At 50.5% G+C, this 12,779-nt stretch carries 13 protein-coding genes; 7 read left to right on the top strand and 6 right to left on the bottom strand.

The window, feature by feature from the left end; translation table 11 throughout:
• Positions 1 to 112 precede the first annotated feature (112 nt).
• Together recN and nadK are read right to left on the bottom strand one after the other, a co-directional pair.
• Positions 113 to 1,774 (bottom strand): DNA repair protein RecN, encoded by a 1,662-nt coding sequence (gene recN / locus CKQ54_RS08290; protein ID WP_165353133.1) that lies wholly within the window; start codon positions 1,772 to 1,774, stop codon positions 113 to 115.
• 96 nt (positions 1,775 to 1,870) lie between these two features.
• Positions 1,871 to 2,749 (bottom strand): NAD(+) kinase, encoded by an 879-nt coding sequence (gene nadK, locus CKQ54_RS08295; protein WP_112288174.1) that lies wholly within the window; start codon positions 2,747 to 2,749, stop codon positions 1,871 to 1,873.
• Between the two features lie 137 nt (positions 2,750 to 2,886).
• Between nadK and grpE the strand changes: the two genes are divergently transcribed.
• Complete coding sequence (grpE, locus tag CKQ54_RS08300) at positions 2,887 to 3,474, top strand: nucleotide exchange factor GrpE (RefSeq protein WP_120160879.1); 588 nt, start codon at positions 2,887 to 2,889, stop codon at positions 3,472 to 3,474.
• 77 nt (positions 3,475 to 3,551) lie between these two features.
• On the opposite strand, the gene ung is transcribed toward grpE, so the two are convergent.
• On the bottom strand, positions 3,552 to 4,238 hold the full coding sequence (ung, locus tag CKQ54_RS08305; RefSeq protein WP_120160877.1) for a uracil-DNA glycosylase: 687 nt from the start codon (positions 4,236 to 4,238) through the stop codon (positions 3,552 to 3,554).
• Between the two features lie 337 nt (positions 4,239 to 4,575).
• Between ung and grcA the strand changes: the two genes are divergently transcribed.
• A complete protein-coding gene (gene grcA / locus CKQ54_RS08310; RefSeq protein ID WP_112288177.1) occupies positions 4,576 to 4,959 on the top strand; it encodes an autonomous glycyl radical cofactor GrcA in 384 nt (127 codons plus the stop codon).
• Positions 4,960 to 5,049: 90 nt separating this feature from the next.
• On the opposite strand, the gene srmB is transcribed toward grcA, so the two are convergent.
• Positions 5,050 to 6,375, bottom strand: coding sequence for an ATP-dependent RNA helicase SrmB (gene srmB, locus CKQ54_RS08315; RefSeq protein WP_112288178.1), 1,326 nt, complete (start codon positions 6,373 to 6,375; stop codon positions 5,050 to 5,052).
• Between the two features lie 156 nt (positions 6,376 to 6,531).
• On the opposite strand from srmB, the gene trmN reads away from it, so the two are divergent.
• Positions 6,532 to 7,278 (top strand): tRNA(1)(Val) (adenine(37)-N(6))-methyltransferase TrmN, encoded by a 747-nt coding sequence (gene trmN, locus CKQ54_RS08320; RefSeq protein ID WP_120160875.1) that lies wholly within the window; start codon positions 6,532 to 6,534, stop codon positions 7,276 to 7,278.
• 66 nt (positions 7,279 to 7,344) lie between these two features.
• On the opposite strand, the gene nadB is transcribed toward trmN, so the two are convergent.
• A complete protein-coding gene (nadB, locus tag CKQ54_RS08325) occupies positions 7,345 to 8,946 on the bottom strand; it encodes an L-aspartate oxidase (protein ID WP_208644586.1) in 1,602 nt (533 codons plus the stop codon).
• Between the two features lie 214 nt (positions 8,947 to 9,160).
• Here nadB and rpoE point away from each other — a divergent pair, with 214 nt between their 5' ends.
• The 4 genes from rpoE to rseC are packed head-to-tail and all read left to right on the top strand — an operon-like array spanning position 9,161 to position 11,876.
• Positions 9,161 to 9,736 (top strand): RNA polymerase sigma factor RpoE, encoded by a 576-nt coding sequence (gene rpoE, locus CKQ54_RS08330; RefSeq protein WP_095924881.1) that lies wholly within the window; start codon positions 9,161 to 9,163, stop codon positions 9,734 to 9,736.
• Between the two features lie 30 nt (positions 9,737 to 9,766).
• Positions 9,767 to 10,420, top strand: coding sequence for an anti-sigma-E factor RseA (rseA, locus tag CKQ54_RS08335; protein WP_120160871.1), 654 nt, complete (start codon positions 9,767 to 9,769; stop codon positions 10,418 to 10,420).
• Complete coding sequence (rseB, locus tag CKQ54_RS08340; protein ID WP_113876190.1) at positions 10,420 to 11,370, top strand: sigma-E factor regulatory protein RseB; 951 nt, start codon at positions 10,420 to 10,422, stop codon at positions 11,368 to 11,370. Before rseA ends, rseB begins: the two co-directional genes overlap by 1 nt.
• A 29-nt stretch (positions 11,371 to 11,399) precedes the next feature.
• A complete protein-coding gene (gene rseC / locus CKQ54_RS08345) occupies positions 11,400 to 11,876 on the top strand; it encodes a SoxR-reducing system protein RseC (protein ID WP_120160869.1) in 477 nt (158 codons plus the stop codon).
• Between the two features lie 74 nt (positions 11,877 to 11,950).
• Here the strand turns inward: rseC and CKQ54_RS08350 are convergent, their stop codons facing one another.
• Positions 11,951 to 12,769: a DUF6585 family protein gene (locus CKQ54_RS08350; RefSeq protein ID WP_120160867.1), complete on the bottom strand. Its 819-nt coding sequence runs from the start codon at positions 12,767 to 12,769 to the stop codon at positions 11,951 to 11,953.
• Positions 12,770 to 12,779 lie beyond the last annotated feature (10 nt).

A 12,779-nucleotide genomic window follows, 5' to 3' on the forward strand; every position in this document is an offset into this window, starting at 1 on the left:
AGTCATTACATTCCTTTAGGGCATAAGATGCCGATGATAATAGACCTTTCATCAGTTTGAAACCTTTGCGGGGCACCTGTATGACCGCTTAAATGTAAAAAAGTTGAGCTTTTTACGCAGCGAGCAGCTCTTTTGCATTGGCCAGCGTGTTTCGGGTGACTTCACTTCCGCCCAGCAGACGCGCCAGTTCCTGCAAACGCGCCTTTTTATCAAGCCGGTTCATTTGCGTTTCTGTCACTTCGCCGTCGGTTTCTTTGCTGACAAAATAATGCTGATGTCCGCAACCTGCAACCTGTGGTAAGTGAGTCACACACATAACTTGCGTTGATTCACCTAACTGGCGCAGCAACCGGCCAACAATGGCTGCCGTGGGTCCACTGATGCCAACGTCAACTTCATCGAAGATAAGCGCCGGAGTTTCCATTTTTTGCGCCGTAATAACCTGGATCGCCAGTGCAATACGGGAAAGCTCACCACCGGAGGCTACTTTGGCCAGCGCCTGAAGCGGCTGACCCGGGTTAGTGGTGACCTGGAATTCCAGACGGTCAGCCCCCTCCATGTTCAGGTGTTCTGGTTCAAACTGCACCTGAATCTTGAATTTACCGTGTGGCATGGAAAGTGCCTGCATGCTTTGCGTAATCAGATGTGTGAGTTCATCGGCGAAATACTGGCGTTTTTCATGCAACTGTTCAGCAACCGCTACTGCCTGCTGATAATGACGCTGTACCGCTTCGCTCAGCTCTGCCTGATTGGTTTCCTGATCATCCAGTGCCTGCTGTTCTTCAAGCAACTGGCGATGCAATTCTGGCAGTTCTTCTGCGCTGACATGATGCTTGCGTGCAAGATTCATCTGGCGGGACAGGCGCTGTTCCAGTTCGTATAAGCGGTTTGGATCCATTTCCAGACGTTCACTGTAGTGGCGCAGTTCATCGCTGGCTTCGCTGACCTGAATGGAGGCATCGTCGAGCATGACGATCAGATCGTTCATTTTGCTGTCGAGCTCAGCCAGTTCAGTCAGCTGATTACGTGCGGTATAAAGCAAACTGACAATGTTTTGCTCTTCGCCATCGGCCAGAAGATATAGCGCGCTTTGGCTCAGGGAAAGCAGCTGTCCGCTGTTTGCCAGACGTTTGTATTCTTCATCAATTTGTTCGTACTCACCGGCCTGAGGGGCGAATTCGTTCAGTTCTTTCAACTGATATTGCAACAACTGACGGCGCGATTCGCGCTCGCTGACTTGCTGCTGATATTGCGCCAGCTGACGACAACTCTGATGCCAGTTTTGGTAAGCTTTGCGCATTTCAGCCAACAGCAGGGGCTGATCGGCATAAGCATCGAGCAGATCTTTCTGATGCTCAGGCTTGAGTAAAAGCTGATGGGCGTGTTGTCCGTGAATTTGGATCAGATGCTGACCCAACTCGCGAAGCTGTGACAAAGGCACGGGCGTGCCGTTAATGAAACCGCGGGAACGGCCGTCGCTGCTGATGGTACGGCGCAGCAGGCAATCCTGCCCTTCGTCGAGCTGGTTTTCTGCCAGCCAGTGTTTTGCAGAAGGTGTATCAGCCAGAGTGAAGCGGGCGCAGATATCGGCACGACTGGCGCCCAGGCGCACCATGCTGCCGTCTGCGCGACTGCCAAGGCAAAGCCCGAGCGCATCGATAGCGATGGACTTACCGGCACCGGTTTCACCGGTGATTGCCGTCATACCGGCATGAAAATCGATTTCTAATTCGCGGACAATGGCAAAGTTACTGATAGTTAATTGCGCCAGCATGATCACCTTCCTGTACATAACAACAGACCTGTAATTACATACAGTATAAACTGGTTTTATATACAGTAAAGGGGCTGGCGAATTATTTTTGTCTGATCAGAAGAGTTTTTTTGACCATCCGAGTTTTGTGCTTAATGTATTGAAATAGCTGTAGTCTTTCGGGTGGATCAGATTCAGGTGGAACTCGCTGCGGCGGATGACCACTTCTTCACCCGGTTGGATCGGCAAGGCAATCTGGCTGTCACAGCTGATTTCAAGGTCATTGCTCATATGTGAGAACCGCAGACAAATCGTACTGCTGCTGTTAATAACCAGCGGGCGCGCAGAAAGTGTGTGCGGGAACATCGGCACCAGCGCAATAGCTTCTAACGTCGGCGTCAGGATCGGACCGCCACCTGATAGTGAATAGGCGGTAGAACCGGTTGGTGTCGAAATAATCAGACCGTCCGAACGTTGGGAGAAGGCGAATTTGTCGTCAATATAGACTTCAAATTCAATCATGTGTGCGACTTTTCCCGGATGAAGGACGACTTCATTGATAGCGGTGCTCACGCGACATTGCTGGTCTTTGCAGCGTACCATGGCCTCCAGCAGGAAACGTTGTTCGCTGATGTATTCGCCCTGCAGAACGTCATCGAGTTGCTGCAAAGCGTTATCCGGATCCAGATCGGTCAGAAAACCGAGATTGCCACGGTTGATGCCGATGACTTTGATGTCATAGCGTGCCAGAACGCGTGCGGCGCCCAGCATGTTACCGTCACCGCCGACAACAACGGCCAGATCGGCCAGTTTGCCGATTTCTGCCAGACTGCCGGTCGTAGCGTTTTCAAGGGCTAGATCTTGCGCCACCTGTCGCTCAACAATGACCTGATATCCTTTTGAGATTAACCAGTGGTAAAGCATTTCATGGGTGGCAAGTGCCGAAGGATGACGAGGGTGTCCGACAATCCCAATGCACTCAAATTTTTTATTCATCGCTGTGGTTATCCTCAGCAGGGTGTGATGACCCCTGCATTATGACCGGTTTCATTAAAAACCAAACCTTGAAACCCCGGTTTTGATCCCCATAATAAGCCAAGTAGCAAGATTAATGCTAAAACGCGGAGAGATTCATGAGTAGTAAAGAACATAAGACACCTGACGAGCAAGTCTCTGAAGAACTGAATCAGGAACAAGAGCTGCAAGCGGAAGCGGAAACCCAGGCGGCAGATGTCGTTGACCCGCGCGATGAACGTATTGCTGAACTGGAAGCACAGCTGAAAGAACTCCAGCAGCGCGAGCGTGACAGCTTGCTGCGTGCGAAAGCGGAAGTGGAAAACATCCGTCGTCGCACCGAACTGGATATCGAGAAAGCGCATAAATTTGCTCTGGAGAAATTCTCCGGCGAGCTGCTGCCTGTTATCGATAATCTGGAACGTGCTCTGGATCTGGCGGATAAATCCAATTCAGAACTGGCAGGTTTGATTGAAGGCGTCGAACTGACCCTGAAATCTCTGCTGGATGCTGTGCGTAAGTTCGGTATGGAAGTGGTGAGCGATATCCACGTGCCTTTCAATCCGGAACTGCACCAGGCGATGACGATGATGGAATCTGAAGAGCTGGAACCTAATCACGTGATGATGGTGATGCAAAAGGGTTACACGCTGAATGGCCGTCTGTTACGCCCTGCAATGGTTGCGGTTTCCAAAGCAAAAGCCTGATTCTGTGTTTAGCAGACTGATATAACGAAAGAGGCACCTTCGCGGGTGCCTCTTTTTTATGCCTGTTCAGGTCGCATTTATGCCTGTTCAGGCAATACCGGCACCCAGTCAATCGGTGCCAGACCCTGTTGTTCCAGTAAGGCATTCGCCTGTGAGAAATGTTTACATCCCAGAAAACCGCGATGCGCAGAAAGCGGAGAAGGGTGCGGCGCTTTCAAAACATGATGGCGGTTGCGGTCGATAATATTACCCTTCTTCTGCGCGTGAGAGCCCCACAGCAAAAAGACAATTCCTTCACGATTTTCGTTCAGCGCGGCAATAACTTTGTCGGTAAAGGTTTCCCAGCCCAGTTTGGCATGTGAGTGCGCCTGACCCCCTTCGACGGTCAAAACCGTATTCAGCAGCAGCACGCCCTGATCGGCCCAGCTTTGCAGATAGCCGTGAGACGGGCGTACGAAGCCGGGAATGTCGGTGGCCAGTTCTTTATACATGTTCACTAAAGAAGGCGGGGCAGGGATACCCGGACGGACAGAAAATGATAATCCGTGAGCCTGGTTGGGGCCGTGGTAAGGATCCTGACCCAGGATCACCACTTTGACGTCTGCCAGTTCAGCAGAACGAAAGGCGTTGAACACATCCTGCTGTGGCGGATAAATGGTTTTGCCTGCCGCGCGTTCTGCCGCGACAAACTTCAATGTATCAACGAAATAGGGTTGTTCTTTTTCCTGACCAATCACGTCATGCCAGGTGAGAGTAGTGGACATTGACGCTCTCCTTTTGAAGGTAATTTTAAACTGGCAGTAGCTTACCTGCTCATTCTGCTGAGTGAAACCCACACGCGCTTTTGCTGATGTTTATCTGCGACTTAACGTTCTATGCAAAATTTGTTGATAATTTACAAAAATAATTTAATCAGGCGCCTTGAGAAAATTGATATAAAACATAAATATGCCGAGGGTAAGAAATACCCACAGGGAAAAGATTGATATTTATCAAAGAATGCAGGGTGCTCTACTGTTATATCTGACAACAGGAAAACAGGTTGTGATTCAGCCTGACATCAATCAATTAACAGTATCGTAGCCAACTTGGAGGCAACATATGATCACCGGGATCCAAATTACTAAAACCGACAACGAAGCGCTGAAAAACTCTTTCTGGCTGCTCGATGATGAAAAAGCAGAAGCTCGCTGTGTATGTGCAAAAGCGGGTTTTGCGGAAGACCAGATTGTGGCTGTCAGCGATCTTGGCAAGTTTGAATACCGTGAAGTGCCAATGGAAGTTCAGCCGACCGTGCGCGTTGAAGGTGGTCAGCACCTGAATGTTAACGTCCTGCGTCGTGAAACGCTGGAAGATGCGGTTAAGCACCCAGAAAAATACCCACAGCTGACTATTCGTGTGTCTGGCTATGCGGTACGTTTCAACTCACTGACTGCTGAACAGCAGCGTGACGTGATTACCCGTACTTTCACTGAAAGCCTGTAAGCGCCTCTGAGCGTTTCAGTTTTCAGGTAATAGCAGGAATAAAAAAACCGCCTTTCGGGGCGGTTTTTCTTTGCATCAAATCAGGCCTGATTAGGAGGCGTCTTTGGCTGCGTCAGGTTTAACGCGGCGCTTGCCGACGTTTTTGCTGTCACGATGGCGAACTTTCACTTTCACCTTCGATTTTTCCTGATCCGCTTTCTGCTTCTCTTTACGTTTCGCCAGCACTTTCTTCGATGGCTTACCGGTCACTTTTTCACTAGGTGCTTTGGTCTTAGGACGGAAGCCTTCCAGTACGCGCGCTTTAAGTGGTTCATTCAGGTAACGACCGATTTTACCGAGCAGCAGATGGTCATGCGCTTCCACGAAGGAAATCGCGGTGCCTTTGCGGCCAGCACGACCGGTACGGCCGATGCGGTGCAGATAGATATCAGCGGTCAGCGGCAGGTCAAAGTTGAAGACGTGGCTGATGTCGTTGATATCCAGACCGCGCGCGGCGATGTCGGTGGCAACCAGCACGTTAACGCGATCTTCGACCATACGTTTAACGGCTTCGGTACGTTTAACCTGTACCATTTCGCCTTCGAGATAGCAGGAGTTAATCCCTGCTTCGCGTAACCAGGCAACCAGTTCATGCACACGCTCGCGCTTACGCACGAAGATCACCGATTTAGTGACGTCTTCCTGTTTCAGCAAATGGATCAGCATCTGAGTTTTATGCGCCAGATCGTCGGCACGGTAATACCATTGCAGGATCTTTTTGCGTTCGCGGCGTGACGGGTCGGCTTCGATTTCTACCGGCTCAGTCAGAATGCGTTCTGCGAATTCACGGATGGCTTCCCCTTCCAGCGTTGCGGAGAACAGCAACGTCTGTTTGCGCCAGCGTGCTTCTGCAGAAATGGTTTCGATGTCCTGCGCAAAACCCATGTCCAGCATGCGGTCGGCTTCGTCGAGGATCAGCGTTTCGATTGCGCGGCAGTCGAAGTTTTCTTCTTTGATGTATTGCAGCAAACGTCCGGTTGTCGCAACGACAATATCCTGGTTTTCGCTGAACACTTCGGCATGGTTCATATAAGCCACGCCGCCAGTGATGGTCGCGATATCCAGTTCGGTATGTTTGGCTAACTCACGCGCCTGTTCAGCAACCTGCATAGCAAGTTCGCGGGTTGGCGTGAGGATCAGAATTCGTGGCGGACCAGATTTCTTACGCGGGAAATCCAGCAAATGCTGCAATGCAGGCAGCAGGAACGCCGCTGTTTTGCCGGTGCCGGTAGGAGCCGAACCCAACACATCGCGTCCGTCCATTGCTGGCGGAATGGCCTCTGCCTGAATGACAGTAGGACGGCTATAGCCTTTGTCGCCAAGGGCTTCAATCAGGCGTTCATCGAGTTCGAGTTCGGAAAAAGTGGTTACAGTCATGGTCTACCTCTACTTGGGGCGCCGATTATAGACGTGTTAGACGCGATCTTCACCTATTTAAGCGGTTTGCGTGGCTTTTACTCTGCTTCTCTTTGCCCTATGCTACGACAGTTTTCGTTCCCGGCCCTGCTGGCTGGCGTTATTACGGTGAAATGAGTGACAAAAGAAGTCAGTTCCGCACAGCCTTTACGGCGCAATGGTTTTACCTTTAAACAGTTTTTCGTCGCACATGACCGTTGCGCGATGAAAGTTGGCACAGACGGTGTTCTGCTGGGTGCGACCGCGCCGGTCACTCAGGCACGACGTGTTCTTGATATTGGCTGCGGCAGCGGTCTGATTGCCATGATGCTGGCACAGCGCAGCGAATCTGACACTGTTATCGATGCCGTAGAACTGGAACCTGCGGCCGCCGGACAGGCAGCTGAAAATTTCCGCGAATCAGTCTGGGCGAATAGATTGTCTGTCTATGCGCAGGATATTAATGAGTACGCGCAAAAACACCCTGCTCAGTATGATCTGATTGTCAGCAATCCGCCTTATTTTGAATCAGCCGTTGCCTGCCGCGATGAAGCCCGTAATGCTGCACGTTACACAGAAACCCTGACACATGAAGCGCTGCTGGAATGCGCGCAGATGCTGATCGCGCCGGAAGGGTTGTTCAGCGTTGTTCTGCCCTATGACATCGGTCTGGCATTTGAAACGCTGGCTCACCAGAACGGCTGGTTCAGTGCGTGCCGCATGGCCGTTCGAGATCGGCCGGAAAAACCGCTTAACCGTTTGCTGCTGACATTATCAAGGCAATTTGTTGAACGCACGGATGAGGAACTGGCATTGCGGAAATCGGAAGGTGTTTACAGCGAAGAGTTCTGCACGCTGATCACCGATTTTTATCTGAATTATTAACGGGGCAAAAGGTGAGGGGCCGAAAAGTGCGTTCCTTCGCACTCTTTCGAAACTAATATTGTAAACCTATGGCTGCAAAATAGTGGGCTGCGGATTTTCCTGTAAATCAGGATAATCGAGCGTGTAATGCAGGCCACGACTTTCTTTACGTTCCAGCGCACTGCGGACGATCAGTTCAGCTACCAGCACCAGATTTCTCAATTCCAGCAGATTATTGGAAATACGGAAGTTGGCGTAATACTCGTCAATTTCCTGTTGCAGCGTCATAATGCGGCGCAGTGCGCGCTCCAGGCGTTTCGTTGTACGCACAATTCCCACGTAGTCCCACATAAACAGGCGCAGCTCATGCCAGTTATGCTGGATAACCACCTGTTCATCGGAATTGTCCACCCGGCTTTCATCCCACTGCGGAATGTTTTTTGCCAGCTTGGCATGAGGCAGGCGCTTAATAATGTCTTCCGCTGCCGACCAGCCATACACCACGCATTCCAGCAGTGAGTTAGAAGCCAAACGATTAGCGCCATGCAGACCGGTATAACTGACTTCGCCAATCGCATACAAACCATCGAGATCGGTACGACCGTGCTGATCTACCATCACGCCGCCGCAGGTGTAATGCGCAGCCGGCACAATCGGAATGGGCTGTTTGGTCAGGTCGATGCCCAGCGATTGCAGCTTTTCATCAATCATCGGGAAATGATGCTTAATGAATTCCGGCGGGCGATGGCTGATATCGAGATACATACAGTCAGCACCGAGACGCTTCATTTCATGGTCGATAGCACGTGCAACAACATCACGCGGCGCCAGTTCGCCTCGTTCATCGAAATCAGGCATAAACCGCGTGCCATCCGGACGTTTGAGCAGGGCACCTTCGCCACGCAGCGCTTCGGTCAGCAGGAAGTTACGCGCCTGAGGATGATAGAGGCAGGTCGGATGGAACTGATTGAATTCCAGATTGGCAACCCGACAACCTGCACGCCACGCCATGGCCACGCCATCGCCTGAAGAGATATCCGGGTTAGTGGTGTACTGATACACCTTAGCGGCACCGCCTGTGGCGAGAACAACGGCTTTGGCGCGCAGTGTTTCAACATGCTCTTTGTCGCGGTTCCAGACATAGGCACCGACGACGCGTTGAGTGCCCGGTAATCCAAGTTTGCTTGAGGTAATTAAATCAACGGCATTATAGCGTTCTTTCACGCAAATATTGGCGTGCGCCCTTGCTTTCCCAACCAGCGTAGTCTCTACTTCTTTACCTGTAGCATCAGCAGCATGCAGGATCCTACGGTGGCTGTGACCGCCTTCGCGTGTCAGATGATAACGCTCTTCTGAGCTCGCGTTGGTTTCGGTATCAAACAGGACGCCCTGGTCGATCAGCCATTGCACACAATGACGTGCATTGCTGGCGATAAATTCAACAGCTTCTTTATCGCATAAGCCTGCGCCGGCAATTAATGTGTCATCAACATGTGAGGCAATGCTGTCTGCTTCGTCGAAAACGGCGGCAATACCGCCCTGGGCGTAAAACGTAGAGCCTTCGTTGAGGGGGCCTTTACTGAGAACAGTGACGTGACAGTGGTCTGCAAGTCGCAAAGCCAGAGAAAGGCCCGCAGCGCCACTTCCGATTATCAATACATCGCTAACAAATTCAGATGAAGGTTGCATAACGTATGATGTTTGCAGAAGAAGAGGGAAATTCATGTTAGCCTAAACCTCCGTGCAAAAGCCACGGGCTTAAGACTTCAATAGAAAAAACAATGGCGATGTGGAACTAATCGTTCCATGTGAACTCCAAGCAGTACTTGCTCAGGAATAAAATGATGAAAGCTGGCAGTACGATTCTAAGCGCGGAGATAGTTTTGGGGAGATTTTACCTCGGATGAGCGAGCAGTTAGCCGATCAAGTTCTGGTTGAGCGGGTCCAGAAGGGTGATCAAAAATCGTTCAATTTACTGGTTATTCGTTACCAGCATAAAGTAGCGAGCCTTGTATCCCGCTACGTGCCACAAGGCGATGTGCCTGATGTGGTTCAGGAATCTTTTATCAAAGCGTATCGTGCGCTGGAATCTTTCCGCGGCGACAGTGCTTTTTATACCTGGCTGTATCGTATTGCAGTCAACACAGCGAAAAATTATCTGGTCGCTCAGGGGCGTCGTCCGCCATCCAGTGATGTCGATGCGAACGAAGCCGAGAATTTCGAAAGTGGCGGTGCCCTGAAAGAAATTTCGAACCCTGAGAACTTAATGTTGTCTGAAGAATTACGGCAGATAGTTTTCCGTACTATTGAAGCACTTCCTGAAGATCTTCGCATGGCGATCACCTTAAGGGAGTTAGATGGATTGAGCTACGAAGAAATAGCCTCCATCATGGATTGTCCGGTGGGTACGGTAAGATCCCGTATATTCCGTGCCCGGGAAGCAATTGATAACAAGGTTCAACCGCTCATCCAGCGTTAGAGATGACGGACACAGGAAGGGTACTTAGGCATGCAGAAAGAAAAGCTTTCCGCTCTGATGGATGGTGAAGCCATTGATTCTGAACTGTTGAGTTCTTTATCAACAGATCCCAAGCTTCAGCAAGACTGGCAGAGTTATCATTTGATCCGCGATACCTTACGCGGTGATATTGGGAATGTGGTGCATCTGGATATCGCAGACCGTGTGGCCGCAGCGCTGGCAAACGAGCCGGTTAAACTGGTGCCGGGTTCCGCAACAGAATCGCAGCCTCAGCCTCATACCTGGCAAAAAATGCCTTTCTGGCAGAAGGTGCGCCCTTGGGCGAGCCAGCTGACTCAGGTTGGCGTAGCTGCTTGCGTATCGCTGGCTGTGATTGTCGGTGTGCAGCACTATAACCAGCCTGACGCATCGGGCGCTTCTCCGGAAACACCAGCATTTAATACTTTGCCAATGATGGGTAAAGCCTCTCCGGTCAGCTTCGGCGTGCCAAATGAAGGCAATACCACCAGCGGGCAACAACAACAAAATGTGCAGGAGCAACGTAAGCGTATCAATGCTATGTTGCAGGATTACGAACTGCAACGCCGCTTGCATTCTGAGCAACTTCAGCTCGAACCTGTTACTCCACAGCAAGCCGCTGTTCAGGTCCCAGGAACTCAGTCTTTAGGAACGCAAACGCAGTAATGAAGCAATTTTGGTTTGCCGCTTGTTTAGTGACGGGCAGCCTGCTTACTCCAAGTATCGCCTCGGCAGATCCCACTTCCGAGGCGTTATTACAAGGGATGGGTAAAGCCAGTCAGTCGCTGAATTATGAAATGGGTTTTATCAACATCACGAAGCAAGGGATTGATTCCTTTCGCTATCGTCATGCTGTTTCTAATCAATCCTCGCTCGCTCAACTGGTACTGATGGATGGTCCGCGCCGTGAAATTGTCCAGCGCGGAAAAGACATCAGCTACTTCGAGACCGGGCTTCAGCCTTTTACTCTGGATGGCGATCATATTGTTGATTCCCTGCCCTCCATTGTATTCAGCGATTTCTCCCAGCTGTCAAAATACTATGATTTCATCGCCGTAGGTCGCGCGCGTGCCGCAGACCGTCTGAGTCAGGTGATCCGCGTGGTTTCGCGTGATGGCACAAGGTTCAGCTATGTTATCTGGATTGATGAGCAGACTAAGTTGCCAATGCGTGTGGATTTATTAGATCGCGATGGCGAAACGCTGGAACAGTTCAGGGTCATCAGCTTTGATGATGGTAATCAAGTCATAGTGGCTCTTGCTGATCTTGAGAAAGCCAATCTGCCGCCGGTACTTTCGTTGCCTGCTTCTGAGCCGATTAAGTTTGGATGGCAAGTGAAATGGCTTCCGGCGGGTGTAGCTGAAGTGGCGAGCAGTCGCAGAAGCTTGCCAAATATGCCAGTCACGATAGAATCCCGCTTGTACACTGACGGATTGTTCAGCTTCTCTGTCAATATCAGTGCTACAACTAACGGTCCTTCTGAGCAGTTGATCAGACAAGGGCGAAGAACCGTACAAACGGAAGTTCGTAACGGTAATGAGATTACTGTCGTCGGTGAATTGCCGCCTTCCACAGCAAAACGTATTGCTGAAAGCATTGTTTTCTCTGCCAAATGACTTTTGGCTAAATAAATCCGGGTGATTTTATGATGAAAGAATGGGCCACTGTGGTGTCGTGGCAAAACGGTATTGCATCACTGCGCTGTGAAACGCAGTCGGGTTGCAGTAGCTGCCATTCGCGTTCAGGTTGTGGTGCCCGGGTGCTGAATGAACTGGGACCACAGACTGGCCATAATCTTCAGGTCAGTTTTGCTGAGCCCCTGGAACCGGGGCAAAAAGTTGAACTGGGAATACCTGAGGGCAGTTTGCTGCGCTCTGCATTTCTGGTCTATATGACACCGCTGTTTGGGGTGATTGCCGGAGGCGGAATACTGCAGGCTCTGTTTAAAGCAGACATGTACGCAGTGATCGGTGCCTTGCTGGGCGGCGGTCTGGGCTTTATCATCGCCAAAGCACTGGCGGCAAAAGTCGACGGTAAATCGGGTTATCAGCCGGTGGTTTTGCAGGTGGGATTACCGCCGAACGCATTCCGTTATTCTGCGGATAACGAGCTTCCTTCGTAATACCTGATTTCTGTAGTGCTACCCGGAACGATGCGAAAACAAATGCCACTGACTCAGACGAGCCAGTGGCATTTTTAGTTTCTGACCGGGATCCGGTTTTGAATCATATGCTCAATCAGGGCGATGAAAAGATCGGCACTGGAGAGTGAAGTATAGGCAACAGAGAACAAAATCCGGCCGTGTTTATCAAGCAATCTGATTAACGGGCTGTTGCTCCCGCCGCTGATAAACTGAATGTCTTCAACTGGTATGGTCTTCCCTTCATCGGTGGTCAGCATTAATGCACTCAACCGGATCCTTTTCTCGTTCATTGTCAGAAGGTTAGAGCCGATAAACCGTTTCAATCCGCAGTGCGAATTTACCATGCAGGTAAAAAGAATGTCTCCGCCCTGCGCCAGCGTATTTAAAGCCCAGGGGCCACGGAACATCAGTTGCTCATTCTTAATAACATCAATCAGGCGTTCTGAACTAGCAATATTCGGTGTGATCCGGTGCCATGTTTTGCTATTTTCCTCACGGAACATCATCGTATTTAAAATGCGACGTGTATATTTGCCCGTTCTGAAACGGTATATATCTGAAATTCTGTCGAACGGAATAAACCGGTTCTTTTTATCTAGCTGGCTTATAACCAAAATACCATTTTCATGAAGCTGATAGACCTGTTTCGGTCGAATCAAACGTCTCAGTAAAATAAGTACGACACCGAGCGCAATGCTCAGCAAGGCAGATAACACCACGCTATGCAGCCCGTTAGCGGTATGGCCGAAGGCGAGGAAAAAAGCGATTTGCACGGCACCGCCTACCAGCAAAAGCACAGACAGGACCAGAGTGATCCAAGAGTTGGCTTTGGCAAAGCCATGCTGACTGAGCAGCCGCCCTTCATTGATCATATTGATATCC

The organism is Rahnella variigena (assembly GCF_003610915.1).
Taxonomy (GTDB): domain Bacteria; phylum Pseudomonadota; class Gammaproteobacteria; order Enterobacterales; family Enterobacteriaceae; genus Rahnella; species Rahnella variigena.

Coding starts and splice junctions, on each gene's coding strand:
- recN (WP_165353133.1), bottom strand. CDS start 1,774: ATGCTGGCGCAATTAACTATCAGTAACTTTGCCATTGTCCGCGAATTA.
- nadK (WP_112288174.1), bottom strand. CDS start 2,749: ATGAATAAAAAATTTGAGTGCATTGGGATTGTCGGACACCCTCGTCAT.
- grpE (WP_120160879.1), top strand. CDS start 2,887: ATGAGTAGTAAAGAACATAAGACACCTGACGAGCAAGTCTCTGAAGAA.
- ung (WP_120160877.1), bottom strand. CDS start 4,238: ATGTCCACTACTCTCACCTGGCATGACGTGATTGGTCAGGAAAAAGAA.
- grcA (WP_112288177.1), top strand. CDS start 4,576: ATGATCACCGGGATCCAAATTACTAAAACCGACAACGAAGCGCTGAAA.
- srmB (WP_112288178.1), bottom strand. CDS start 6,375: ATGACTGTAACCACTTTTTCCGAACTCGAACTCGATGAACGCCTGATT.
- nadB (WP_208644586.1), bottom strand. CDS start 8,946: ATGCAACCTTCATCTGAATTTGTTAGCGATGTATTGATAATCGGAAGT.
- rpoE (WP_095924881.1), top strand. CDS start 9,161: ATGAGCGAGCAGTTAGCCGATCAAGTTCTGGTTGAGCGGGTCCAGAAG.
- rseA (WP_120160871.1), top strand. CDS start 9,767: ATGCAGAAAGAAAAGCTTTCCGCTCTGATGGATGGTGAAGCCATTGAT.
- rseB (WP_113876190.1), top strand. CDS start 10,420: ATGAAGCAATTTTGGTTTGCCGCTTGTTTAGTGACGGGCAGCCTGCTT.
- rseC (WP_120160869.1), top strand. CDS start 11,400: ATGATGAAAGAATGGGCCACTGTGGTGTCGTGGCAAAACGGTATTGCA.
- CKQ54_RS08350 (WP_120160867.1), bottom strand. CDS start 12,769: ATGATCAATGAAGGGCGGCTGCTCAGTCAGCATGGCTTTGCCAAAGCC.